23 protein-coding genes are annotated in these 24,739 nt (G+C 35.6%); 11 read left to right on the top strand and 12 right to left on the bottom strand.

The features are described 5' to 3' along the window. Window positions 1–294 precede the first annotated feature (294 nt). From nqrE to GTK47_RS14415, 4 genes are all read right to left on the bottom strand, one after another. The gene (nqrE, locus tag GTK47_RS14430) at window positions 295–894 is read right to left on the bottom strand and encodes an NADH:ubiquinone reductase (Na(+)-transporting) subunit E (RefSeq protein ID WP_165124357.1); all 600 of its coding nucleotides are present in this window, start codon (window positions 892–894) and stop codon (window positions 295–297) included. A 336-nt stretch (window positions 895–1,230) separates the two neighbouring features. Further along, window positions 1,231–1,782, bottom strand: a complete 552-nt coding sequence (gene cyaB / locus GTK47_RS14425; protein ID WP_165124354.1) for a class IV adenylate cyclase — start codon at window positions 1,780–1,782, stop codon at window positions 1,231–1,233. A 241-nt stretch (window positions 1,783–2,023) separates the two neighbouring features. Beyond that, on the bottom strand, window positions 2,024–2,404 hold the full coding sequence (locus tag GTK47_RS14420; RefSeq protein ID WP_165124351.1) for a DUF2628 domain-containing protein: 381 nt from the start codon (window positions 2,402–2,404) through the stop codon (window positions 2,024–2,026). Window positions 2,405–2,720: 316 nt separating this feature from the next. Continuing rightward, window positions 2,721–3,155 (bottom strand): universal stress protein, encoded by a 435-nt coding sequence (locus tag GTK47_RS14415; protein WP_165124348.1) that lies wholly within the window; start codon window positions 3,153–3,155, stop codon window positions 2,721–2,723. 693 nt (window positions 3,156–3,848) lie between these two features. On the opposite strand from GTK47_RS14415, the gene ftnA reads away from it, so the two are divergent. The 5 genes from ftnA (at window position 3,849) to tnpA (ending at window position 7,364) form a co-directional block, all read left to right on the top strand. Further along, window positions 3,849–4,352 (top strand): non-heme ferritin, encoded by a 504-nt coding sequence (ftnA, locus tag GTK47_RS14410; protein WP_075673382.1) that lies wholly within the window; start codon window positions 3,849–3,851, stop codon window positions 4,350–4,352. Between the two features lie 434 nt (window positions 4,353–4,786). Continuing rightward, window positions 4,787–5,179 (top strand): copper homeostasis periplasmic binding protein CopC, encoded by a 393-nt coding sequence (copC, locus tag GTK47_RS14405; protein ID WP_165124345.1) that lies wholly within the window; start codon window positions 4,787–4,789, stop codon window positions 5,177–5,179. Then, window positions 5,179–6,075 (top strand): copper homeostasis membrane protein CopD, encoded by an 897-nt coding sequence (gene copD / locus GTK47_RS14400; protein WP_165124342.1) that lies wholly within the window; start codon window positions 5,179–5,181, stop codon window positions 6,073–6,075. The genes copC and copD overlap by 1 nt, the downstream gene beginning before the upstream one ends. A gap of 47 nt (window positions 6,076–6,122) precedes the next feature. Continuing rightward, window positions 6,123–6,467, top strand: a complete 345-nt coding sequence (locus tag GTK47_RS14395) for a YebY family protein (protein ID WP_165124339.1) — start codon at window positions 6,123–6,125, stop codon at window positions 6,465–6,467. Window positions 6,468–6,908: 441 nt separating this feature from the next. Beyond that, the gene (tnpA, locus tag GTK47_RS14390) at window positions 6,909–7,364 is read left to right on the top strand and encodes an IS200/IS605 family transposase (protein ID WP_165121832.1); all 456 of its coding nucleotides are present in this window, start codon (window positions 6,909–6,911) and stop codon (window positions 7,362–7,364) included. 134 nt (window positions 7,365–7,498) lie between these two features. Here the strand turns inward: tnpA and GTK47_RS14385 are convergent, their stop codons facing one another. The 3 genes from GTK47_RS14385 to yebS all read right to left on the bottom strand — a co-directional run bounded on the left by GTK47_RS14385 (window position 7,499) and on the right by yebS (window position 11,459). Then, complete coding sequence (locus GTK47_RS14385) at window positions 7,499–7,741, bottom strand: DUF1480 family protein (RefSeq protein WP_075673379.1); 243 nt, start codon at window positions 7,739–7,741, stop codon at window positions 7,499–7,501. A 201-nt stretch (window positions 7,742–7,942) separates the two neighbouring features. After that, entirely contained in the window at window positions 7,943–10,261 is a 2,319-nt protein-coding gene (locus GTK47_RS14380) for an MlaD family protein (RefSeq protein WP_165124337.1), read from the bottom strand. Next, window positions 10,209–11,459: a membrane integrity lipid transport subunit YebS gene (gene yebS, locus GTK47_RS14375; protein ID WP_165124335.1), complete on the bottom strand. Its 1,251-nt coding sequence runs from the start codon at window positions 11,457–11,459 to the stop codon at window positions 10,209–10,211. The genes GTK47_RS14380 and yebS overlap by 53 nt, the downstream gene beginning before the upstream one ends. Before the next feature lie 278 nt (window positions 11,460–11,737). Here yebS and GTK47_RS14370 point away from each other — a divergent pair, with 278 nt between their 5' ends. The 5 genes from GTK47_RS14370 to htpX all read left to right on the top strand — a co-directional run bounded on the left by GTK47_RS14370 (window position 11,738) and on the right by htpX (window position 18,661). Continuing rightward, on the top strand, window positions 11,738–12,235 hold the full coding sequence (locus tag GTK47_RS14370) for a GAF domain-containing protein (protein ID WP_098943156.1): 498 nt from the start codon (window positions 11,738–11,740) through the stop codon (window positions 12,233–12,235). A 95-nt stretch (window positions 12,236–12,330) separates the two neighbouring features. Then, window positions 12,331–13,026, top strand: coding sequence for an RNA chaperone ProQ (gene proQ, locus GTK47_RS14365; protein WP_088495805.1), 696 nt, complete (start codon window positions 12,331–12,333; stop codon window positions 13,024–13,026). Between the two features lie 19 nt (window positions 13,027–13,045). Next, window positions 13,046–15,106: a carboxy terminal-processing peptidase gene (prc, locus tag GTK47_RS14360; RefSeq protein WP_109394230.1), complete on the top strand. Its 2,061-nt coding sequence runs from the start codon at window positions 13,046–13,048 to the stop codon at window positions 15,104–15,106. Between the two features lie 910 nt (window positions 15,107–16,016). After that, on the top strand, window positions 16,017–17,369 hold the full coding sequence (locus GTK47_RS14355) for an OprD family outer membrane porin (protein ID WP_165124333.1): 1,353 nt from the start codon (window positions 16,017–16,019) through the stop codon (window positions 17,367–17,369). 413 nt (window positions 17,370–17,782) lie between these two features. Beyond that, window positions 17,783–18,661 (top strand): protease HtpX, encoded by an 879-nt coding sequence (gene htpX, locus GTK47_RS14350; RefSeq protein ID WP_088495802.1) that lies wholly within the window; start codon window positions 17,783–17,785, stop codon window positions 18,659–18,661. Between the two features lie 85 nt (window positions 18,662–18,746). On the opposite strand, the gene GTK47_RS14345 is transcribed toward htpX, so the two are convergent. The 4 genes from GTK47_RS14345 to hxpB all read right to left on the bottom strand — a co-directional run bounded on the left by GTK47_RS14345 (window position 18,747) and on the right by hxpB (window position 22,919). Next, window positions 18,747–19,610: a hypothetical protein gene (locus tag GTK47_RS14345; RefSeq protein ID WP_241256033.1), complete on the bottom strand. Its 864-nt coding sequence runs from the start codon at window positions 19,608–19,610 to the stop codon at window positions 18,747–18,749. A 129-nt stretch (window positions 19,611–19,739) separates the two neighbouring features. Beyond that, window positions 19,740–21,131: an L-cystine transporter gene (locus tag GTK47_RS14340; RefSeq protein WP_165124331.1), complete on the bottom strand. Its 1,392-nt coding sequence runs from the start codon at window positions 21,129–21,131 to the stop codon at window positions 19,740–19,742. A 243-nt stretch (window positions 21,132–21,374) separates the two neighbouring features. Next, window positions 21,375–21,941, bottom strand: coding sequence for a metal-dependent hydrolase (locus GTK47_RS14335; RefSeq protein WP_165124329.1), 567 nt, complete (start codon window positions 21,939–21,941; stop codon window positions 21,375–21,377). A gap of 309 nt (window positions 21,942–22,250) precedes the next feature. Beyond that, window positions 22,251–22,919, bottom strand: coding sequence for a hexitol phosphatase HxpB (gene hxpB, locus GTK47_RS14330; protein ID WP_165124327.1), 669 nt, complete (start codon window positions 22,917–22,919; stop codon window positions 22,251–22,253). A 199-nt stretch (window positions 22,920–23,118) separates the two neighbouring features. On the opposite strand from hxpB, the gene GTK47_RS14325 reads away from it, so the two are divergent. Then, on the top strand, window positions 23,119–23,658 hold the full coding sequence (locus GTK47_RS14325) for a YniB family protein (RefSeq protein ID WP_165124325.1): 540 nt from the start codon (window positions 23,119–23,121) through the stop codon (window positions 23,656–23,658). Window positions 23,659–23,792: 134 nt separating this feature from the next. Here the strand turns inward: GTK47_RS14325 and GTK47_RS14320 are convergent, their stop codons facing one another. Continuing rightward, window positions 23,793–24,665, bottom strand: coding sequence for a fructosamine kinase family protein (locus GTK47_RS14320; protein ID WP_165124323.1), 873 nt, complete (start codon window positions 24,663–24,665; stop codon window positions 23,793–23,795). Window positions 24,666–24,739 lie beyond the last annotated feature (74 nt).

Raw genomic sequence — 24,739 nt, 5'->3', positions numbered from 1 at the left:
TGATTAGTTTGTTTTTAAACACTTAGATTTAAATAGTGTGAGTGTTTCTATTTATAAAATAAAAAAGTAATAATGATTAAAATAGCAATAAATTAAATTATTTTTTATTGGTTTAAAAGAATAAGTAAGAGAAACTAACCTTAAAAAGGGAGGTAAAAAGATCACCTTAGAGAAAAAGTAAGAAAACAGACGAAATCACTATAAACGGAAGGTATATTACCCTCCCGTTTATAAATAGAGCTTACATTAATGATGACCCTAATAATGTATGAAAATTGGATGCAAAATAAGTGGTTAAAGCGAAATCCCTGAGAAAGACATAAAACCAAGAGACATTAATCCTACCGTGATAAATGTGATCCCTAGTCCTCTCAATCCTTTGGGGATATCTGAATATTTCATTTTTTCTCGTAAACCAGAGAGCGCGATAATTGCAAGTAACCAACCTATACCACACCCAGCACCATATATTACAGATTCAGTAAATGTGTAATCACGTTCAACCATAAAAATGGTGGCACCAAAAATAGCGCAATGAATAGTCAATAAAGGCAAAAAGATCCCTAAAGAATGATAAAGTGAAGGCATAAATTTATCTAAAAACATTTCTAAAATTTGAACTAATGCCGCTAAAACACCAATAAAAGTGATATATCTAAGAAAGCTAAGATCAATACCTTCGACTACCGCATCCTTCTTTAGAATGAAATGATAGATTAAGTTATTGATAGGTGTAGCAATAATAAGTAAGGCAGTAACAGTAAGACCTAGTTTTAATGAGGTTTTTACTTCTTTAGAGACAGCAAGAAAAGTACACATTCCTAAAAAGAAACTTAATGCCATATTCTCAACAAAAGTCGCCTTAATAAAGATATTAAGGTAATTTTCAAGCATAAACCCTCCTATTAATATATTTTTTTGCTAATTCTAGTAAAAACAAGGTATTAATATAAGTGGAATTACAATAATATCTTTAAAATTAGATCTAAATGGCATTTTTTGACTAAGAAAGTGCTTTATTTGAGGTGCGGGAAATAAAATTCTCAGATAAATATAATAAATACGGAACTCAAATAAATTTTCTATTCAACTCACCATTTTTTACTTTTTAGTGGATGAGGTAAAACTGAGTTAGAAATGACAAAGCACCAACATCTATTGATAGAATATCGGTGCTCTGATTTGAGAATTTCGATAATTTTTATGAAGATATCTACTAAATAAAATTGTTTATGATTTGAGGTTATTTAACATTAGTGTTTTATAATTATTTTTCTCAAGATTTTTTTCTGTAAAACCAAATTTTTCGGCTAAGTGTCTTAGTTGGTCAGTGTAGAGCAAGAGTTTGCTTTGATCGTCTGTCATGATAGCAAACTCAGCAAATGAGCCTAGTTTATCTAATTTATCGATAGTGATATGAAACTTATCTAGAAAATAGATTTCTCTTGATTTTGTATAATTGAGAATACAATGGTAACCAAGCGTTGCGAACATAGAGACCGTTTTTTCTGCATCTTCAATACGAACAGCCTCACATTGTGATAAATCAGGGCCTTTAACGATAAGAAGGTTTATTCCAGCGGGGAGCATTCGTCTTACACATAAACTGATAGTAGAAGCTGAAAATTCAGTATTATCATGCTCCATATACCAATCAGTTTCTTGATTCTCAGGCGTAAATAATATGGCTCCTGATTTTTTTAATTCGTTAATAAATTTTTGTGGATTTTGAAGGTGGTATTTCAGTTCGGCTTCAAATTTACCTTGAAAGTGATCAGACATACGTTTTCCCTAATTTAGTGTTAATGCATTATAGCATTAGCAAAGTATCCTTCTGAGGCAAAAACGAACTTTTGGTGTTATTTCATTATTTTCTATTAAAAAAATTATTATGGAGAATTATATGGAAATGTTTAAATAGAGTAATGGATAGAGTGTCTATGAAATAAGGAGAAGGAGGGATCGTGTTATTAGTAAAGAAAAGAATAAGAGAAAATAAAAGGGGCCATAGCCCCCTTTATTTTTACAGAACACCTTCAAACGGGTTCCAGCTTTGATCATTTTTGGTTTCTTTCAAGTAATAAGCATAGTTGGCTGTTATAGCCCATAAAACGTTAATTGCGATACCTACAGCATTGATAACACCGTTATTTACAGGTAAAAAACCAATAATAATAAAAATAGCAATATTAATAGCAAATAATGTTAATGCCTTGCGCCATAAACCTAAAATAAGAAAGTAAATAAAACCAAAGAAAAATGCCCAGATATTCATTCCGATAAGAATACGCTTACCAAAAGAAAGAGCCTTATAAGCAGATTTATATTCTGATGTTTTAGGTGAGCCATATTGATCAAAAAATGAAAAACGTTCTTGCCATTTTTCGGAAATTTCTTTATTCATTTTAATTCCTTTTACCCTGTTGATTAAATTTTGTCTTAATAGGAAAAGTATCTTTACATAATTTAACATTATGAACAATATAAATTTATTAAGAAATGATTAATATAAAGGGGTATATAAAAAGCATTAAAGTAAATGTATTTTTAATCATTTTTTAATAATTATCTTATTGCTTCAGAGCATATTTTTAATCACTACTCTTAAAAATAGGAGCAATAAAATAAAATATTATTTTGAATGGATTTTATGGTGAAAAGAATAAGAAATCTGGTTTATGACGAATACCAGATTTCTTATAAAAGCGGGGAGTGGCTGATTAACGCACGACTAATACAGATGATTCTGCGTAACTGACCACGGAAGATGCGGTAGAACCTAGAAGATAAGTTTTCATACCAGGATTACGAGAACCAATGACAATCAGCTCTGCTTGAATTTTTTTTGCAGTTTCTAAAATTTTATCGCGGGGATTACCTATAGACACATAAAATTGAGCTGTACTATTGGGAATATCAATATGCGATAAATTTTCTTTTAGTGTGGATAATGCAATTTCAATACGTTGTTTGTCACTAGCTAGCCTATCTTGGCCTGCGAATGCAAATCCGACAAAAGACTCATAACTTGGAATGACTGATAAAAAATGAATATTCAATTTGTCAGCGACAGACAATGCTTTTAGATGAGACACAACCTTGTCCAATAAACCAAGCTCTGTAAAATCAACGGGTACTAACACTGTTTTTGTCATAGTGGCTCCTAATTAACCTTTTATTATGATTAGGGCTTTATATTAATTTTTTGTGCATACAAATATGAGTTACCTACTAATCTTATCAGTCAAAATGAAAAACTGTACAAAAATTGAAATTATTTTTATTTTTTGAGAGTTATGTATTTTTTATATGAAAAAAAATGAAAAAATGGCTATCTGAACCAATAAATGTGTAGAAATATCAAATAGAAATTATAAAAAATTGAAATGATAAAAGTAATAAAAGGATACTTTATTTTCTAATAATTATTATGGATATCACTTTGCATATATTTGTTGATATAAGGTAAAGGTTATTATTGAATCTTCTTTAATGGATAAAATATATTTTTTATTTAATGTTAATTCCGAAGCGCTGGATCCTAAAGAAAAAATTAATAAATATGAAAGCTAAAGTAAAAATTCAAGGGTGAATATTATGTTGTTATATTTCAATTAATTACATCATTTTATGATAATGATTAAATATATGTTCACTCTTAATGATAATAAGTACTATTTAACATTAAAATAGAGGAGGAGGCATATTACAAATGAGATTGGTTTTTATTTTTATTACAGCTATTTTTTTGAAAAAATAAACAAAAACCATATTTAAATAGCTATATTTTTATTTTTAAGTGTGCATAATACCCATAATGTTAATTTTCATCGCAAAGGACGTAAAATATGTTACATCAAGATATGATCAATAAATTGAATGAACAGCTAAATTTAGAGTTTTATTCTGCAAACCTTTATTTGCAAATGAGTGCTTGGTGCGATGATAAAGGATTTGATGGTGCAGCTAAATTTTTAAAAGCACATTCTCGTGAAGAAATGGAACATATGCACCGTTTATTTGATTACTTAAGTGATACAGGTGCAATGCCTTTACTTGGTGCTATCGAAGCTCCACCAGCTGAGTTCTCATCATTATCTGAATTGTTCGATAAAACTTACGAACATGAAAAACATATTACATCTGAGATTAATAAATTAGCGCATGTTGCAATGACGACTCAGGATTATTCAACGTTTAATTTCTTACAATGGTATGTTGCAGAACAGCATGAAGAAGAAAAATTATTCAAATCAATCCTAGATAAATTAGCAATGGTTGGTGACAGTGGTAAGGCTTTATTCTTGTTAGATAAAGATCTGAATACATTATCAACATCTGCACATGTTTAATTAGTAATAAAGCTTTAGATAACTTAAGTTAAGAAATGAATTATTGCGCTCTGCTATAAATGAATAGCAGGGCGTTTTTTATTCTTTTGTATCACCTCTATTCTTATTCCTATTTTTTATCTCTTCCCCACTTTCTTTTGCGTATTTTTTATCCTAAAAATTCTTTTTGATTGTTATTTATACAGGATGTTTATTTTACTTTTAGTTGTATTCGGTTATGTATTGAACTGTTTAGACTGTCAATATGGGTATTATATTTTTTCGAAGTGTAAAAATGGGTGATATTTGAAACAGAAACTGGTCTAAATAACATATATTTTGAGTGCTAGTTCACAACCTTTTATTTCTAATATCAAGAAGCGAAGATCTTGACGTAAATTTGCTATAAAATATTTTCATAAATAAAAAAATCACCTGTAATTTAAGAGGTTATTATGTCATTAAATACACTTAAGACATCTTGGGGTAAATTATCGGCTATTGCTGTTTTATTCCTTGGTATGTCATATCAACAAGCATTAGCACACGCACACTTAAAATCACAGTTACCTGCGGAAGGTGCTGCTATTGAACAAGCGCAAGCACCTAAGGTTATTACGCTAGACTTCTCTGAAGGCATTGAATTAGCCTTTAGTAAAATCAAAGTCACTAATAGTGATGGTAAAGAAATTACCGTAGGAAAATTAAGTTTAGACCCTGTTAACAATACTAAATTGTTATTGCCTTTAGAAAGTGATTTAGCAGAAGGCAGCTATTTAGTTAATTGGAACGTTGTTTCTGTTGATGGGCACAAGACAAAAGGTTCTTATCAATTTAGTGTAAAATAATGACACCTGAAGACGTTTATATTTTATGCCGTTTTTTCCATTTCGTGGCAGTCATGTTTATGTTCGGACTGAGCTTCTCGGCTGCCATTCTTGCAAAAGAGAAGTTCATTCCTCTTATTCAAGTTCGTTTGCGTCCTGCATTAGCCATTAGTACTGTCACTGTCTTTATTACGACTTATCTATGGATGGCTGTACAATCCGGAATTATGGGTGATGGATGGGAGGATGCTTGGTCATATGAAATATGGAAAGCAGTATTAGGTACTTCATTTGGTCAAGTTTGGCAATGGCAATTAGTTTTGGCAACTATTGCGTTAGCTGTTTTATTTATACACCAACGCTATATTCGTAACTTCTCTCTATTAATTGTTGCTTCAATTATGTTGATCTTACACGCATCTATTGGTCATGGTGCAATGTTTACAGGATCAGAAGCAATATTTTATAAAGTTAATCAAAGTATTCATCTTATTAGTGCCGCATATTGGTTTGGTGGTCTATGGCCATTTGTCGCTTGTTTGCAGTTTTTACGGAATAAAGACGAGCTTGCAGATGGGATGATCAAACCTATCATTGGTACAATGAAGCGATTTTCACTTTTTGGTCATATTGCCGTTTTATTGGTTACTATTACGGGGATTATTAGTGCCGTAATGTTAATTCCAGAATGGCCGGCAGTACAATTATCATCTGAATATCAAAGTATGTTATGGCTTAAAATTAGCTTAGTGGTGTTAATGCTCACTCTAGCCGTAATCAATCGTTATGTCTTAGTTCCTCATATCCGTAAGAAAAATAATTTTCAATGGTTACTAGTGAATAGTTGGCTTGAACTATTACTTGGAACAATGGTTATTTTTACTGTCGCCATCTTTGCGATTAACTCACCTATATAGATTGTTATATAATCGAAAAAACCTAATTTCTTAAGTGAGATATCCACATGAAACGTTTTATATTAGCGGGAATGTTAATGCTATTTTCTTTTCAAGCATTCTCGGCAGCACCTATTTCAACGGTCAGTAAGCTTCAATTTGGTGACGATTGGCCATTTACACGAGAAGAGGTGATGCTTAATTGTCGTGCTGATGGCGCTTGGTTTGTGATTAATCCAGCAACACTGATGCAGTATCCACTTAATGAAATTGCAATGAAACAAATGGAAAGTGGAAAAGTGAAAGCACAGTTAATTGATGTTATTTTACTGCCGGATCCAAATGTCCCTGAAAAGAAAAAATCAGTAGAAGTGATACAGAATGCGATTAAGTCGCTCTGCGAGAAAAATTAATCAAGTGATTAATAATATGGCTAAGAATTTTTTATTTTTATCGCGTTGATTTAAATGATAAAAATTTAGAGCGATGATTTTTTGAATAGGAAATAGTGTGCTACTAGGTTGTTTACTGGATCTTTACATATTGTTAGCTAATATTTAACAGTAGGTTGTGAGAAAGAAAAGTCTGAGTTAGTCCTCAATTTTTGTTTATGCAGTAATCAGTAATTACTTTTTAGCGCACGGCTCGCAATGAGCCATTTCCCTAAGCCAGATAAATGATTTATCTGGCTTTTTTTATTATGGGCTTTAGCCAGTTTAAGTCGCGTCAGCGTCTTAAATATAAAACCACCCGCTATGCGGGTGGGTATTAAAGGTTATACCAAGAAAAACACCTTTCCGTTACGATATAGATGTTCAAGCTAATATTCGTAACTTAAATAAGGAAAGGTGTTTATGGGCATTAAAGCACAAAGCTCAGCACATACAAAGTGGCTGTGTAAATACCATATCGTCTTTTCGCCGAAATATAGACGGAAAGTGATTTTTAATAAAATTCGTTCAAGTATAGGTGAAATCCTTCGAGACCTTTGTAAATATAAAGGTGTGGAAATAATCGAAGGGCATCTTATGCCAGATCATGTTCATATGTTAGTGAGTATTCCACCGAAGATATGCGTATCAAGTTTCATGGGATATTTGAAAGGTAAAAGTTCGTTGATGATCTTTGATAGACATGCCAATCTCAAATATAAATTTGGCAACAGAAAGTTTTGGGCGGAAGGGTTCTATGTCACAACAGTTGGACTCAATGAAGCCACAATTCAAAAGTATATCAGAGAGCAAGAAAAGTCGGATTTAATCTCGGATAAATTGAGCAGTAAAGAATATGAAAACCCCTTCAAGGGGTAAGCCAAAGTAGCAAAGACACTTAGCTTGAACGAAGAGAAAGCAGCGTCATTTAGGCGCAGTCGGTAACAAGCCCTTATAGGGCAAGAGCAAACCACCCGTTTTACGGGTGGTTATGATTTCGCTTTAACATCTCGTTACGCCACTTTTAAGATCCAGTGGTGACTGTCTTTGTCATAAGCATGACGATAAAGCAGAATATTTTTATCTTTCAATTGGGCTGGAATACTTGTGTTTTCATCCCATCCATCTAATTGCATGCAAAACTCTTTGTCATAATCACATGGAATATGAATATAAGTTAATTGGTTATCGGAAGAGTGTTTCAAAGTAATATCTTCAATTTCATAGCAAGCAATTTTCAACGTTGTTTTTTTCATAATAAAGCTCCGGTTTAAGCGATGTCGTGTTGTATTCCGTTGGTGGCATTTATTTTAAAGAATGCTTTTTGACCAAACAAAATTAAGCATAGTATAAATGGAATCTATTTCCAAAATATTTTTTGGAAATAAAAAAAGCGGATCATTTTTTGTGATCCGCTTTAAATAAATTATCTGAAATAGGGCAGAATTATCTAATTTTTAAGGTTTAGGTATTGCTGTTCCCCATTCATCCCAATCTTTAGGTTCCTTGTCATTTAAAATGAAATTCTGTTCCTGTTTGGCTTTCGCTTGTAATGGTGTGGAAGGTGGTGTTGCAAAAGTGATCCCACCACGTATAAATTGCTTGAATGTACCACTACGAATAACACCACCAGTTAAACCAAACGAGAAGTTATAACCTGATGAAAGCCAAAACTCTGTATTATTTCGAACAAGGTATTGGTATTTTTTACTAATACGGATGTGAATTAATACTCTGTCAGACATGTTTCCTAGTTCAAGACCTGTCACGGCACCGACCTCAAGGCCGCGATAGTAAATTGGCGTACCAATTTGTACTGAACCTGCCTCAGTAGCATTTAACACGAGATTTAACCCATCGAGATAGCGTGAGTCTGTAATGTTGGATGTTTGTAATTCGAATTGACGATATACGCCACCGTTACCAGGCTCTGCTTTAATATAAGGTTGAATAAGTGAATCTAAGTTATCTAATCCTGATGCTGTTAATTCAGGAGTAACAACAGCAAAACGACTGCCAGATCTCGCAAAGGTTTTGACATAATCAGGGTAGAGAACGGCTGATACAGTTACTGCTTTTCTATCTGGCGAAAGGATTAATGATTCGACTTGCCCAATATCAATTCCTAAATAACGAATAGGCATCCCTTCAGAGAGTTTACTTGCATCATATGTTTTTAGCGTAATTTGTGCACCGATAGCTCGTGCACTAGTTTCTGATGGATAGAGTTTGTAACGTGAAACGTTATTATTGATATTTTCGAAGTTATCAAAACTGATCGCGCCTTTTAATGCTCGATTTAATGGTGTCGCTTCAACAGTTAACCCTGAGCCATTAACGGATACTTTAGCTGCCCCTTCAGTCCAGAAGACACTCTTTTCTGTAAGTAGATGGCGATATTGTTTAGAAATATAAACATCAATATCAAATTCATCCATTAAAGGTCGAACATCAGTTATTTCACCAACTTGGAATTGATGATAAAGAACCACTGAACCTTTTTGGATCCCCGGAAGGCTTGACGCTTTTAAAGTGAGTGTCACCGGTAATTCATTACCATTAACACTGGCTTTCGCAAAGAAGTCATTACGGTAAAGGCGATACTGTTCTTTAGGTGCTCCTTTAGTACCTTGAATAAGGTGAATACCTCCCTCAAGCCATTCTTGAGGTGTTGCACCTTGAACTTCAATACCATTTAGACCCATATTGACGTTGATTCGGCTATTGGCAACAAATTTACTATTTTCATAAATATAATGCTTATATTCAGGGGCAATAATAGCATCAAAAATAACCCCATCATCGCTCATATTACGCTGAATGATTTGACCAATAGTAATTCCTCTGAAAAGAATAGGCTGCCCAGCATCGACTCCCCAGCTTTCTTCACTGGTTAGAGAAATAATTAATCCATCTTCACCATATATTGCTTTGCCTGCATCTACAGAGGTGGCTGATTGTAAAACGAATTGCTGGTTTTCTTGTGCTGGCGGGCTGTTTTCTGGTGAATCAAAAGCAATTGCACCATTGATTAAAGCAGAAACGCTTTCCATTTTTACAGATACGCCACTTTTTAAATTGAAATTACCTTGAAAGCCAGAGACGTTCCAGAAATGGCTGTCTTGGCGTATTAAGTGGGCATATTGTTTATCGATACTAAGTTCAATAAAAATACCCTGATTATCAGGGCGAATTGCATAGCTATATACTTTACCAACAGGAACTTGGCGATAATAAACTTGAGAATCAACATTGAGTGATCCCAGCTTATCCGTCGTTAACGTTATTACTTGCTGGTTTTTATCGATATTAGCTTGAGGGCGAACTTCTTGAGCAATAAATTTAAACTGTTTTTCGCCATCACCCGGTAACATGCTGATATAGTTACCACCAACTAAAGCATCTAGCCCAGATACACCAGAAAGGCTGGCTTTAGGTGTCACTAACCAAAACTGTGTGTTTTTGCGTAATGCGGTCGCGAGATCTTTGCGGATATCAGCCGTAACAATAACTCGACGTAAGTCATCGCTTAAAGTGACATCTTTAACAAGACCCACATCAACGCCTTGATAGCGAATAGGTGTTCTGCCAGAGACAATTCCTGATGCTGATTGAAAATCAATCGTGATTTGTTCGCCTTTGTCTTGCCAATGTTGGAAAAGCAACCAACTAGCAATAAAAATGGCGATAACAGGGAGTAGCCAAAATGTCGAAATTTTACGCTTACGGCGTATTTGGGCTTGTGTGTCCTGAACGTCGTTTTCTTCTTGTTGCATAAGTATCCCATAGTAAACGACTATCCAACCATTCAACGGCAAGGATAGTAAGAATAACCGCAGTACCAAAATAAAAAGCCGCTGGTCCCATTGTGAAAGTCATCAGTTGATCTCGATTAATCAATGACATCATGAGCCCAATCACAAAGAGATCAAGCATTGACCATCGTCCTATTGAAGAGACAAAACGGTATAGTTTCATTCGTAGTAGAGGGTCAATACGAGAATTAAAATGAATGCTTAGTAATAAGCCCAACATAATAATAATTTTGAAAAAAGGTACAAAAACACTGGCAATAAAAACAATAATCGCAATTGGGGTATTACCTGAATTCACTAAGGAAAGTACACCTGAAAAAATAGTATCCTCACTACGTTGACCATTTAAATAGAAAATAGAAATAGGCAATAAATTTGCAGGTATTAGTAAAATTATTGCTGAAATTAATGCCGCCCATGTTTTTTGTAAACTCATTGGTTGTCTTGGGTTATAGCAAGATTTACAACGTGGACAGTGTGTTGATGGTATTTTTTTAAAATGATAATGACACGCATGGCAAGTTGCTGGGCTTTTTTCTATTTCTTTTTGTGGGTAAAAACGTTGCCAAAGTTGGTCCATATTAATGTTAATTAGCATTAATAAGCTGAGTATCATTAAAGAAACAAAGGCAATTAAGCCATTGCCAACATAGACAGTTGCATAATCGCCTAATTTTATTGTTGCAACACCAAGTCCAATCAAATAGACATCTAGCATTACCCACTCTTTTAATTTCCCAAGCATTAATAAGACTGGGCGAAGATTAAGGCGTAAGCGGGATCCTAAATGGAGATATAAAATAGCGATGGGAAGGCTAAGTGGTGCAGCAATAGCACAAAAGGCTACCATCGTTGCGGTAAGGGGAGAGCCTTGCTCTAACATCATGCGAATACCATCAAGCAGATTCGCCGTTATCATTGTGCCTAATAGATGAATTTTAATTAATGGCTGAGTAAATGCTATTGATGCCAAAATAAGCATTGTAATAGAGAGAATAAGTAGGCGAGTTAATGACCAATATCGATAAGATGCGAGTTTAGCTTGGCAACGTGGGCAATAAGCATCCTCTCCACGCTTTAATGTGAGAGGGAGTGTCACGAGATGATCACACTCCTGACAATGTATTGATTTTTTTTCCTTTGTTGCGATATTGTTCACTATGTCGCTCGTTAATTCGCCTAAGTTAGTTTTCTTAAGAGTTATCGTTTGATTAAGCTAAAAAAAAGTACCTATACTCAATGGTTCACAAGTTATCATTTTTATTATATTTATGCCTTTCATTTTACAATACTAAGTGTCTGATTTTTTTTGTGGGTGTTAAGGGAATATTATCGTTTTTTTGCCCAATTCTTGAAAATGGAGTATTCAACCTCAAGATAAAATAGGCTAAATTACGAGTATGTTATCTATTTTAGTTACGCAAATAGGGTTTAATGATGCCAAAATCGCTTTTTTATCAGGAACTCACTGATAATTTGTCAGCCTTGTTGTCTGGTGAAAATGATCTTATCGCATCACTTGCTAATACCAGCGCGCTTCTGTACGAAAAGTTGGATACGATAAATTGGGTTGGGTTTTATCTTAATGATGGTGATTCATTAGTCCTTGGCCCATTTCAAGGCAAAATTGCTTGTGTCAGAATAGGTTTTGGGAAAGGAGTTTGTGGAACTGCATACTCTGAAAACAAAATTTTAAGAGTAAGTGACGTTCACCAATTTAGTGGTCATATTGCTTGTGACAGTGCAAGTCAGTCTGAAATTGTTCTACCTTTAGAAGTAAATGGACAAATTATCGGCGTTCTCGATATTGATAGTCCTATTTTTGATCGTTTTGATAAAAAAGATGAAAATGGGCTTAAAGCGTTGTGTGACGTGCTCTGCGAGCATTTAAAAACTTGTCATACAGCAAAATATTGTGAATTTTGTGTAAGTTAACAGGCGTTTGCCATAGAAATTGTTGGCAACACTATTATAATGTCGCTTGTTCATGCCTGCGCTGGTTGGCAAAACCGTTGTAATCAGGAAATTTCATGGAAAATCAACCTAAGTTGAATAGTAGTAAAGAAATCATCGCTTTTTTAGCTGAACGTTTCCCTAAGTGTTTTATCGCTGAGGGCGAAGCTCGCCCTTTGAAAGTTGGCATTTTTCAAGATCTTGTTGAAGATCTAAAAGATGAAACCCAACTGAGTAAAACGCAGTTACGTTCAGCATTACGCTTATATACCTCAAGTTGGCGCTACCTTTATGGAGTTAAAGAAGGAGCAAAACGTGTCGATTTGAATGGTAATGACTGCGGCGAACTGGAAGCTGAGCATATTGAACATGCTCGTACACAATTAGCAGAAGCTAAGGCGCGCGTTCAAGCTCAGAGAGCAGAACAACGTGCTAAGAAGCGCGAAGCTGAAGGTGATAAGGAGACCAGCAAACGTCCGGCAGCGAAAAAGCCAAATAATACGCGTCGTCAGCCACCTAAAGATGGTGAAAAACGACAGCCTCGTCCTCAAAAAGCGACTCAAGCACCTCGTAAAGCACCACCACGCCAAAATACCGAAAAGTTAATTCCAGTGAAAGACACCTCAGTTCTTACTGTTGGTCAATCGCTGAAAGTTAACGTTGGTAGCAGCGTGATGGACGCGACGGTGCTAGAAATAGCGAAAGAGGGTGTACGTGTACAATTGCCTAATGGTTTGGCGATGAATGTACGCACGGAACATTTAAAGTTCTGATACGGAGGCCAACCAGAGCATGAACAAACTTTTAAATGTGGCTTTTGCAATCGGATTAACGTTAACAGGCACTTCTGTTGTGATGGCTGAGAAACCAGCCACTCCAGCAATGGTAACTATTGATCAGTTACCCGAATTAAAGCAAGAGCCACAACATTCTACTGTGAGCGAGCGAGTAACCTCTCGTTTTGAACGCTCTCATTACCGTCAGTTCTCGCTAGACGCGAGCTTTTCTGAAAAGATTTTTAATCGCTATCTTAATTTATTAGATTATAGCCACAATGTGTTGCTAGCATCAGATATTGCCCAATTTGATAAAGAAAAAACCAAAGTAGGTGAATATCTGAAGAAAGGTGAGCTTCAGCCCCTTTATGATCTCTTTAATTTAGCGCAAAAAAGACGTTTTGAACGTTTTCAATATGCTTTAAACCGCCTAGATAAACCCATGGATTTAACTGGCCAAGATAAGTTTGAGTTAGATAGAACAAAAGCACCATGGCCGCAAACTCAAGCTGAACTAGATAAACTTTGGGATGAAAAAGTAAAATATGATTGGCTAACGCTGAAACTATCTGAAAAAACAGATAGCGAAGTTAAAGAGACACTAACTAAGCGTTATAAAGCTGCATTACGTCGTCAAACACAAAGCCAAAGTGAAGACGTTTTCCAAGTCATTATGTCGGCATTCGCCCGTGAAATTGACCCTCATACAAGTTATCTATCACCAAGAAATACAGAAGCCTTTGACTCTGAAATGAGTCTTTCTTTAGAAGGTATTGGCGCTGTATTACAGATGGATGATGATTACCCAATGATCAACTCTATGGTAACCGGTGGTCCGGCCGCAAAAAGCAAAGAGTTGAAAGTTGGCGATAAAATTATTGCAGTAGGGCAACAAAACAAGCCAATGGTTGATGTTGTCGGCTGGCGACTTGATGATATTGTTGCTTTGATTAAAGGGCCAAAAGGCAGCCAAGTAAAATTAGAGGTTATCTCTGATGAGAAAGGCGCTAAGCCAAGAACAATCACTTTAGTCAGAGAGCAAATCCGTTTAGAAGATAGAGCTGTTAAGCTAACTGAAAAAGTCATTAATGGTGATAAAGTTGCAATTTTGGATATTCCAAGCTTCTATGTTGGTTTAACCAATGATGTGAAAACACAGTTGCAAAAAGTGGCGAAAGATAATGTTTCATCCTTGGTTATCGATTTGCGTGGTAATGGTGGTGGAGCATTAACAGAGGCAATTTCACTGTCAGGATTATTTATCCCAAGTGGCCCAGTTGTACAAGTCAGAGATAACAATGGTCGTGTACGACAAGATTTCGATAAAGATGATGTGGTTTATTATAAAGGGCCACTAGTTGTTATCGTAAATCGCTTTAGTGCTTCAGCCTCTGAAATTTTTGCTGCCGCAATGCAAGACTACGGACGAGCATTAATTGTGGGGGAACAAACGTTCGGTAAAGGAACGGTTCAGCAATATCGCCCATTAACCCGTGTTTACGATCAAATGCTAAGTCCTGATTGGCCTGGTTTAGGTTCAGTGCAATACACCATTCAAAAATTCTATCGAATTAATGGTGGTAGTACTCAACTCAAAGGGGTAACACCTGATTTATTGTTACCAAGCTTTGATAGCGCTGAAATGGGGGAAAGTTTTGAAGATAACGCATTGCCTTGGGATAGTATCTCCCCAGCAAGCTATCAGTTATCTGAGTATTCAGACAAGCTAAAAGCGGCGTTTGCACCATTAACTGAACAACATACTAAGCGCATTGCTAATGACCGAGAGTTTTCATACATCTTTGCTGATATTCAGCGTTATAACGATGCGAAAGCAAAAGGTGAAGATAAATTTGTTATCTTAAACTTTGCTGAAAGAGAGAAAGAAAACAAAGAGCTAGAAGCCATTAAATTAAACCGCATAAATGAGCGTTTTAAATTAGAGGGTAAGCCTGCGTTGAAATCACTCGATGATTTGCCTAAGGATTATGAGGGTCCAGATCCTTATTTAGATGAAACTGCTAAAATTGCAGTTGATCTTTCAAAAGTGCTTAAGCCTAAGAAATTATTAAATTAAGTTATCAGTTATAACTACGGATACTTAAAACAACCCCCCAATAGTTGGATAACCAATTGCTGGGGGGTTTTTATATTTATATTAATTGAGATATAAAATTATCATTGCTAATCAATGCTTATCAGAAATTCCATCAAAAACCTTTTTAAGAGATCTATAATATCTTTTTGGGTGGGATCATTCATATTTTTAGTTATTTAGTATATTAAGTTACCAGTAATATAAATAATTATTAATAAATGGATATTTCAATTTAACTTTATGTAACTTAATTTTTAATTCGAAATATATCTTGAATAGCTTTATAAGCTATAAGAGAGAATACCAAGTTAGTTTTTAGATAAGAAATGAGTTTCTTTTATTATAAGTGGAATAAAAAGATAAAGTGGTCATTTATTGTGATTAAGATCTCATTTGATGGTATCTCTATTGCAATAAATGTAACATGTTGTGACAATGATCGCTTAAACTGACATAAGATTACTATAGTATGCAGATTATGAAATTTTAGCGTCATTTTTAATATTGACGTGTTAGCTAAAATCTTACCTAAATGATGAGTTATCTTTATTCTATGAGTTCAAAATGTATCTTTAGAGCAACATATTATAACTGAAATATTATATTTTCAGAGTAAGGTTCTCTACGTAAGGGATAATGACTAAAGGCAAATAATCTATAATTTGCTTATAGGATTTTATTACGAAAAAATAAGTAAATATAAATATGGTGAAATATCCATATTGGATTTTTTATGCCAAAAAATGACTCTATTGCTTGAAATTGGTGCAACTATAAATTTAATCAAAGGTTATTTTTTAGCTAAATAAAGAAATGGTGCTTTATTAAACTTGCTGAATATAAATTAGCATAACTTAATTCAAATATTTATTAACCAGGTTGCATTAAGATGAAAGTAAAAAAAATAGTATTGTTGATGTTATCTCCTTGTTTTTTAGCAGTGAGCGCAGCTAATGCTGGGAATTGGGAAAATTCAATTAAAGAAAATGCATTGATTGCAGATTCTGAGCTTGAGCTTTCTACAATTAATATGTGGAAATACTTAAAAACTGAAAACCGTTTTGATAAAAACGAGCAACGTTACAGAAAGCAAGTTGCTAATGCTTGGGGGCAAAACTTCCAAGCTGATTTCAGATCAGGTTATTTAGGTGGTATTCTTGGATTTGATGTCTCTTATTATGGTGGTATCAAATTAGGCGCAAGTAAAGACTTCGCCTCTCGTGCAATCTTATTTAATGATGATGGTGAAGCAAAAGGCTATAACAAAATTGGTCAGCGTTTTGCAAAAGTTAAATTTGATTTAGATCCTGTTTTAATTAATGGTAAAGCGGGTTGGTTTACCCTGAAAAATACAGGTATTTTTACTAACTCACAGCGCCTATCATTAAACAGCTATAATGGATATGCTACCAACACAGCAATGGGTGATTGGAGCTTAGATTTACTGTTTCTTGACGGTAAAATAATGCGTCGTGATAGCCCAAATATCGACAGAATGTATTTCAGTGATGGTAATGGTGTCCGACACAACATCGATCATGTGTTAACTGGTGGAATTAACTATAACTCCAAACCGTTAAAAGTATTTTATTTCTATGGCCAGGCGGATGATGTATTCCGTCAACAAGGCTTAGAAGCAAAATATAAATTAACCTCAGACGTGACTATTGGTGGTGTTGTTTATTATCACGATTATGGTAGTGATGGTAAGCGTACATTAAGTGATGCCAATAAAGGCAAACGTAACTTTGATAACGATGCATGGCACTTTGCTGGAACTATGGAGTGGCGTATTCCTGAGTCTCCATGGACAATTCGTACAGGTGTGACTTATACCGATGCAAGCAAAGCAAATGGTGTTGGTCAATTTGCTCGTAACCCAATTGGTAATACCCGTGGACGCTTTAACTCACCAGCTTACGCAGATATCGACTATGTCCGTGATGGTGAAGTAATGGGGGCATTAGAAGCTGCATATAAAGTTAACGAGGAATTGTCTGTTGGTGCGCGTACTAACTATAGTGAGTTCAGCTACTCAGGTGAAAGATTAAAACAAGGACAGTTTGGTTTATTTAGCTATTGGAAACCAACAAAAAATCTTTCTGTTTCTTTAAGTGGTGGTATCGGCTGGCACCACCAGCAAGAAAACGACTATACCACACCAAAACTTTATGATGGTCACTCACAACGAGCTCACTCATTATCAGGCTCTATGACAACGACATATCGTTTCAAAATGTAATTTATAGCGTTAACTGAGCTTATTGCTTATATCAGATGCACGACTTGCATACGTTGTAAGTCGTGCATAAAAATACAGAGACAGTTGTTCTACCGTTGTTCGCGTCACGTAAGTTATAGTTTTTTATGATAAACCCATTGCCACTATATTAAACGATACAAACCATTCCTGAGTAATCCCTTCAGTTTTACAAAACAGAAAAATCACATCATCTATTATCAATCTCACTTTATACTTAAGTTTTAAATGATGCTTAATAGTAGGTGTTCACTGGCTATTTTTTTTATCAAAATGTAAAGTTATATCGTTTTTAATATTAAATAAGTTAAAAGGCTTGATAAAATCTAAAAAAGCCTTATTTATAAGACAGTTTTTGCAATGTGATAATTAGATAAAATAGGAACAGTATCAATATGATGAGAATTGCATTATTCCTGTTAACAAACTTAGCCGTTATGTTTGTTTTTGGGATCATCTTATCTTTAACAGGTATACAAGGTCGTAGTGTTCAAGGCTTGATGATCATGGCGGGCTTATTTGGCTTTGGTGGTGCATTTATTTCACTATTAATGTCAAAATGGATGGCATTACGTTCAGTGGGTGGTCAAGTCATCGAAAACCCAACTTCAGAAGTAGAGCGCTGGTTATTAGACACAGTAAGACGCCAATCTGAACAAGTCGGTATTAAAATGCCGCAAGTGGCTATTTATGATGCGCCTGATATTAATGCGTTTGCGACAGGTGCTCGTCGTGATGCATCGCTGGTGGCTGTGAGTACCGGTTTGTTAGCTAGTATGAGCCGTGATGAAGCAGAAGCGGTTATTGCTCACGAAATTAGTCACGTTGCTAACGGTGATATGATAACCATGACCTTGCTACAAGGTGTGGTGAATACCTTCGTTATCTTTATTTCTCGTATCATTGCCCAATTCGTTGCTAACTTTATCTCTAATGATGAAGAGAGCGAAAATAGCAATGGAAACCCGTGGGTATATATGGGTGTTTCAATGGTTCTGGAAATTGTATTCGGTATTCTTGCCAGCATTATTACAATGTGGTTCTCACGTTATCGTGAATTCCATGCAGATGCAGGCTCTGCAAAGCTTGTCGGTCGTGAGAAAATGATAGCGGCATTACAACGTTTGAAAACGAGTTACGAGCCACAAGAAGAAAGCAGCATGATGGCTTTCTGTATTAATGGCCGTAATAAGTCATTCAGCGAGCTATTTTTATCTCACCCACCATTAGATAAGCGTATTGAAGCACTACGTAACGGTGAGTATTTGAAATAAAGTTGAAAGTTTAATCGCGAACTCTCAAATGAAAGCGCTCAATATGAAAGTATTGGGCGCTTTCTATTTATAAAGAACAGGCTCTTTAATCTAAATATTCGCCAAAGTATATCGCCACTTTTTCTTCATCAATTTTCAGGTTACCTTTCCAGCCCGCCCACGGCATTTCCATATCAGAGCGACCTTTGGTGTTATTAAGTTGATTTTCAGCAATGGTAATATCGCCGAAATTAGCCCAATGATCCAAAGATAATGGAATATAGGCATTAGGAATAACACCGATTAAGGCAAGTGAGTGCAAAACACCTCGTTTGGTATATCTATCACCTGAAATTAATTTAGCCTCATTTAACCGCTTTTCAAATTTACCTGGTGTCTCATCTTCAGGCGCATGGCGTAATAACTGGAGTAATTGCTTAAAGATTTCTTTATCTGCTTGTGTTGGGCTAACAGGTGCAACAGTAAGTAGGTGTTTTAAATTCAAGTAAGCGTAAGAGGGATTTCCCGTATAAGAATTACCGTAATAGAGGCAATATTGAAAATAGCTGTCATTAATATGTTTTTGCTGATCACCATCACTACAAACCCAACAACAGGCATATTGAGGTTTCTCTTCATAATTGTGTAATGGCAAATTTTGTAATTTATGAAAAGCCCCTAAAACAGAGCGACCTCTAAGATAACTGCCTCCGACACCTGCAACAAAAGCATCTAGGCAACGTTTTTGGGTGAGTAATGTATTGTTCTTTAAGCTATTTAATTTTGAAATAACATCAGTGTGATCAGCAAATCTTTCTATGATATTAGGTTGCCAATTGGCCTCAGATAACAAGGTTCGTTCTTTGTCTGAAAGAATATCAAGCTGATACAGTGAGACTTGGCGTTCAGGATCATATTGACTGTTTTCATATTTATAGAGTTTACGCAAAACTCGCATAATTTTTTGCACGATCTTTACCTTGTTATAGTTTTTTATTGATATTGGTGAATGGCATAAATAGAAGATATATAAATTAATATAGATACAAAAAAAAGCCAGTTCAAATGAACTGGCTTTATCAATAGAGGGAGATAAAGTTTATTTGACTGTAAGTTCAGTTTCTTCATCTTGGTTGAAGACAGCTTTGTCCGTTTGTCCCATAATCTGGCTGGTTATTGTACCTGCTGTCATTGAGCCACTAACGTTTAATGCTGTACGTCCCATATCGATTAACGGCTCTACAGAGATTAACAGAGCAACTAATGTCACAGGTAAGCCCATTGCAGGTAAAACGATAAGCGCAGCAAATGTTGCACCACCACCCACACCAGCAACACCCGCAGAGCTAACAGTCACGATAGCAACTAAAGTTGCGATCCACATTGGATCTAATGGGTTAATGCCCACAGTAGGTGCAACCATCACAGCTAACATCGCAGGATAAATACCCGCACAACCATTTTGACCAATTGTTGTACCAAAAGATGATGAGAAGCTTGCGATAGATTCTGGCACACCAACACGCTTAATTTGTGTTTCAATATTTAACGGAATACTTGCAGCACTTGAACGGCTTGTAAAAGCAAATGCTAATAAAGGTCCCGCTTTCTTGAAGAATTTAATCGGGTTTAAACCTGTAAAGCTGACCAGTAAACCATGAACAACAAACATTAAGCCAATAGCAACATAAGAGGCAACAACAAAGCTTCCTAATTGAATGATGTCGTGCATATTTGAGCTTGCAACAACCTTGGTCATCAGAGCCATTACACCATAAGGTGTTAACATCATAACAATACGAACTAGCTTCATGATCCATGATTGTAAGCAATCAATCGCGACTAAAACTTTCTCACCACGAGGCTGATCTTCTTTGAGTAGTTTCAGTGCAGCCATACCTAAGAAAGTAGCAAAAATAACAACGCTAATAATCGATGTTGAACTTGCACCCGTTAAATCAGCAAATGGATTTTTAGGAATAAATGACAAAATAAGCTGTGGCATCGTTAAGTCAGAAACTTTGCCCATATAATTTTGTTCAAGCGCAATCAGGCGCTGTGCTTCTTGTTCACCTTGTACTAAGCCTTCTGCTGTTAAGCCAAATAAATTAGCAATAACAATACCGATTAAGGCAGAAATAGCTGTGGTGAGTAATAGTGTACCAATAGTGAGGCCACTAATTTTTCCTAGTGATGATGCTTGATGTAAACGAGCTACGGCACTAAGAATAGAGGTAAAGACTAATGGCATAATGATCATTTGTAACAGCTGTACATAGCCATTACCCACGATATTAAACCAAAGAATAGATTCTTTAATAATAGGATCGTGTGAGTCATAGAATGCGTGTAGTGCTAATCCAAAAGCAACACCAAAAACTAAACCAACCAGAACTTTCTTTGAAAGGCTCCACTGACGTTGACTTAATTTAGCCAAGATGAGTAATAGCACAACAAAGACGAGTACGTTAATGATTAACGGAAAATTCATCTTAACTCTCCAACGAGATCTTTATTTATATAATTTCGACGATTGTATGCGATATGAGTTCTTAGGTAATAAGAAAGGATATAACAGCATCAATTCGTTATATGGTAACAGGATTGTTAATAACTTTTTATAATTAATTATTATTTTATATAATCGTTTGGTTATAAAGACAAGGAAAGTAGGCATAAAAAGATGTAAGAATTTATAAATAGATAGAGAAACGTAGGGTTTTGTCAGAGGGTGTTAAAAATTAGTGCGCTTATCGTGGTACATCTGTAACCAGTTGTTGACTTGCGAAGGCAGGGTAACAGTAAGGTGAGGTGGTAAAAAAAGTGCACCAACAAGGATCAAAACAGAGATAAATCTCTCGCCTTTTTTATTATTTTTTTTGCCTAAAATAGGCAATGCAAACCGCATTTTTAAAGGCCACAAGAAAGGAACGCCAGCGGGAGTTAACATATCGGCAATGAGATGGCTAAGATAGCCCAATAAAAGGGCATGAAAGATATCAGCAGAAATATCCCAACGCAGTGAAACTTGAGTTTCCCACAAAATAGCCAATCCACAAAATGCAAGCAAGCTATGTGTAAAACCTCGATGACCACAGAGTTTTGATAGAGGTAGAGAGATAATACGGAATAATCGCCCAAGAATAGAACCAGGGTGATCTAAGTCAGGTAGAAGCGAGCCCAATAAGACAGCAGGGATCATGTGAAACCAATCACCATGAGCAAGAGCTGGCGTTATTTCAAGCTTCTGCGCTAACACAAGTGTTGCTACAGAAAAAAGTAGATGTCCTTCTGCTGTCATTCCATGTCTGTTCGTTTGCTGTTCATTTATACAGTAATGAAGTATAAAAGGTTTTGACGATAACTAACAGTCAAAAAAGGTAAAAATTGTCTTAAATATTAAGGAATAACAGGAATATTTTATTTGATTGATTTAAAAATGATCGAATTTAGGATAAACAACTAAAAAGTCAGATAAAGGTAGGTGGGCATTAAACGAAATGCACCAGTGGAAGCCTTAAAGACAAAAAGAATGAGGAGAGTTGTGAATATTAAAAATAGAGTAAAAAGGATATCTTACAAGGCAGGATATCCTTTTTATTTATGGAAACTAGCCTAATAAATGCAGTTGTGTGAGTTCATTGAGTGACGCAATTTTTACATCAGCTAAACCCCATTGTTTATCATTAAACTGTTCTGTTGCTGGTACAACGATAGAGCGCATTCTCGCACCTTTACAGGCAATCATACCATTGCGAGAATCTTCTAATGAAACACAGTGGATAGGATCAAGATTAAGAGCTTTAGCTGCGTTTAGATAAACTTCTGGGTGAGGTTTGCTGTGTGGCAATTCATCGGCAGATACGACGGCAGAGAAGTAATGACGAATATTAAACAATTCAAGTACACGCTCAAGCATAAAGTCAGGAGATGCGGATGCCAGTGCAATTTTTAACCCTGATGATTTGCAAAGCTCTAAAGCATGCTCAACACCCGGTAATAGTGGTTTTGTTTCTTCAACCATTTTGACAACACGAGAGACCATTTTTTGTTTTGCTTCTTGTTTTGAAACGCCTTGCCAAGGTGATGCTTTATACCATAAATCAATCACTTCGTTTATTCTTAACCCAACCATATCTGGCATTGCCGATGCAAGGGATAAATCGACGCCTAATTCAGCAAAGACCTCATGTTCTGCTTGCTGCCAAAATGGTTCAGAGTCGATTAATAAACCATCCATATCAAATATTGCAGCTTCAATAGGGAATTTAAAAGACATGTTACTCTCCATAAATAAGGTCTATGTTGTCGAATGGCGATTGTAGCAAGAGTTACAAGGAAAATCTTTTTAATCAGTTTCTTATTTATTGTGTAAAATAAATAGAGAGAATAGCTACTATTAATTTATTGTCGTATTAGCCGTTAATTAGACTACGATAAACAGATAAATATTGACGAATTCTACTAGTGAGGATGTGATGAGTTATCAATATGCAGGATTGTATGCCATTTTAAAGCGTGTACTTGGTTGGCTTATTTTTATTCCTGCCTTTATTTCGACAGCCGTATCATTGACAGGATTGGCTGCAATACAACGTCCAAGTGGTGATGGTGTAAATGCCGTCATTAATGACTTTTTTCGTGTATTAGCGGAAATGGTGCAATTTAATACACCTTTCTTAGATTTTTTCTGGCGAAATTCACCTATCCCCAATACGCAAATGGGATTTAGCCAAGAAAATATTACTTTTTTTGTTATCTTTCTTTTTATGTTTATTGGCTTAGCATTTAGTGCATCAGGATTACGCATTTATCGTCAAGTGAAATATTTGAAGGAAAATATACAAGATCAGCTGATTATAGAACGCGCAATGAAAAGTGGTGTGACGGCTGAGGAATTGCAACAAAATATCAAATTGCCTCGACATACTATATTTACGCAAATTATGGTGCTTTATCTATCACCTCTAGTTGTCATTGCAATCGGCTATTTCTTGATGAAATTCTTAGGATGGTAACACTGCTTTAAAGTGAACGAGGACGGTTCATTTATATTAACTAAAGGGAAAAATAAACCTCGCACAACTGAATCTGGCGAGGTTATATTTTTAGCTTATGTATCTTATCTCAGCACGACTTCACCCGTTTCCTATTAAGGTGTTGCTAATAGGTCATCAATTATTTTTCTGACTTCTAAATAATTTTCTTCTCCTCCAAATAAGTTACAACGGTTAAGGAAGAAATAGAGTTGGTAAATAGGCTGACGTGATAAAAACTTATCTGATAGTGGCCAAATACTTTGATAGCCATCGAAAATATTTGCAGGTACTGCGGTGCAAAGCGGTAACATCGCGATATCACACTCTCGATCACCCCAATAACAAGCAGGATCGAACACCGTACCTTCTGACTGACCAATTGCAGCACAGTTTTTAGGCCATAAGTTACCGTGAAGCAGAGAGGGTTGTGGGTTATGATCAGCAAGACGACGATTGATGATTTGAGTGATTTCGTCGATATCCCCAAAAATCATACCTTTCTCGGAAGCCAGTTGTAGCTGAAAGCCAATACGTTTTTCTGAATAAAAGTGATTCCAGCGTTTTTCCCAGCTATTGAGTTGAGGAGTGGTATCGATTTGGGTATCGAAATCAAAGCCATAGCTAGGTTGATCTTCCCACTGATGTAGCCTTGCTAGTTGTTGTCCAAAACAGTAGGCACTATGAGGTGTAAATGGTTGAACAGGCAAAAACTCAAGGAGTAGGAAGCTGGCATCTTTACTATTCCCAATACCAAGAACCCGAGGAGTTCGAATTGTTTGGCTTTTTGCCAACATTTCGAGTTGTTCTGCCTCATTTTTAAAATTAGGCAGAAATTCACGCAAGTTGGATTTCACAAAAACAGGCGTGTCACCATAATAAATTTTCCATGTATGATGAATATCGCCACTAGAAAGGTGAATTTTTTCGTTTATCTTTGCTGAAAATCCTAAGTTTGATTCCAGTAAACGACCTATATTCTGCCACATACTTACACCTCGCAAAGTTGTTTACTTAGTAGACCCAAATAAAATAATAACGAGCGATGTTTATACTATGACAA

Source organism: Proteus sp. ZN5 (genome assembly GCF_011046025.1).
GTDB lineage: Bacteria > Pseudomonadota > Gammaproteobacteria > Enterobacterales > Enterobacteriaceae > Proteus.
This window is presented reverse-complemented; position numbering and strand designations above follow the sequence as displayed.

What these genes read in the sequence shown, in the direction of transcription:
- nqrE (WP_165124357.1), bottom strand. Translation starts at nt 894, where the DNA reads ATGCTTGAAAATTACCTTAATATCTTTATTAAGGCGACTTTTGTTGAG.
- cyaB (WP_165124354.1), bottom strand. Translation starts at nt 1,782, where the DNA reads ATGTCTGATCACTTTCAAGGTAAATTTGAAGCCGAACTGAAATACCAC.
- GTK47_RS14420 (WP_165124351.1), bottom strand. Translation starts at nt 2,404, where the DNA reads ATGAATAAAGAAATTTCCGAAAAATGGCAAGAACGTTTTTCATTTTTT.
- GTK47_RS14415 (WP_165124348.1), bottom strand. Translation starts at nt 3,155, where the DNA reads ATGACAAAAACAGTGTTAGTACCCGTTGATTTTACAGAGCTTGGTTTA.
- ftnA (WP_075673382.1), top strand. Translation starts at nt 3,849, where the DNA reads ATGTTACATCAAGATATGATCAATAAATTGAATGAACAGCTAAATTTA.
- copC (WP_165124345.1), top strand. Translation starts at nt 4,787, where the DNA reads ATGTCATTAAATACACTTAAGACATCTTGGGGTAAATTATCGGCTATT.
- copD (WP_165124342.1), top strand. Translation starts at nt 5,179, where the DNA reads ATGACACCTGAAGACGTTTATATTTTATGCCGTTTTTTCCATTTCGTG.
- GTK47_RS14395 (WP_165124339.1), top strand. Translation starts at nt 6,123, where the DNA reads ATGAAACGTTTTATATTAGCGGGAATGTTAATGCTATTTTCTTTTCAA.
- tnpA (WP_165121832.1), top strand. Translation starts at nt 6,909, where the DNA reads ATGGGCATTAAAGCACAAAGCTCAGCACATACAAAGTGGCTGTGTAAA.
- GTK47_RS14385 (WP_075673379.1), bottom strand. Translation starts at nt 7,741, where the DNA reads ATGAAAAAAACAACGTTGAAAATTGCTTGCTATGAAATTGAAGATATT.
- GTK47_RS14380 (WP_165124337.1), bottom strand. Translation starts at nt 10,261, where the DNA reads ATGCAACAAGAAGAAAACGACGTTCAGGACACACAAGCCCAAATACGC.
- GTK47_RS14370 (WP_098943156.1), top strand. Translation starts at nt 11,738, where the DNA reads ATGCCAAAATCGCTTTTTTATCAGGAACTCACTGATAATTTGTCAGCC.
- proQ (WP_088495805.1), top strand. Translation starts at nt 12,331, where the DNA reads ATGGAAAATCAACCTAAGTTGAATAGTAGTAAAGAAATCATCGCTTTT.
- prc (WP_109394230.1), top strand. Translation starts at nt 13,046, where the DNA reads ATGAACAAACTTTTAAATGTGGCTTTTGCAATCGGATTAACGTTAACA.
- GTK47_RS14355 (WP_165124333.1), top strand. Translation starts at nt 16,017, where the DNA reads ATGAAAGTAAAAAAAATAGTATTGTTGATGTTATCTCCTTGTTTTTTA.
- htpX (WP_088495802.1), top strand. Translation starts at nt 17,783, where the DNA reads ATGATGAGAATTGCATTATTCCTGTTAACAAACTTAGCCGTTATGTTT.
- GTK47_RS14340 (WP_165124331.1), bottom strand. Translation starts at nt 21,131, where the DNA reads ATGAATTTTCCGTTAATCATTAACGTACTCGTCTTTGTTGTGCTATTA.
- GTK47_RS14335 (WP_165124329.1), bottom strand. Translation starts at nt 21,941, where the DNA reads ATGACAGCAGAAGGACATCTACTTTTTTCTGTAGCAACACTTGTGTTA.
- hxpB (WP_165124327.1), bottom strand. Translation starts at nt 22,919, where the DNA reads ATGTCTTTTAAATTCCCTATTGAAGCTGCAATATTTGATATGGATGGT.
- GTK47_RS14325 (WP_165124325.1), top strand. Translation starts at nt 23,119, where the DNA reads ATGAGTTATCAATATGCAGGATTGTATGCCATTTTAAAGCGTGTACTT.
- GTK47_RS14320 (WP_165124323.1), bottom strand. Translation starts at nt 24,665, where the DNA reads ATGTGGCAGAATATAGGTCGTTTACTGGAATCAAACTTAGGATTTTCA.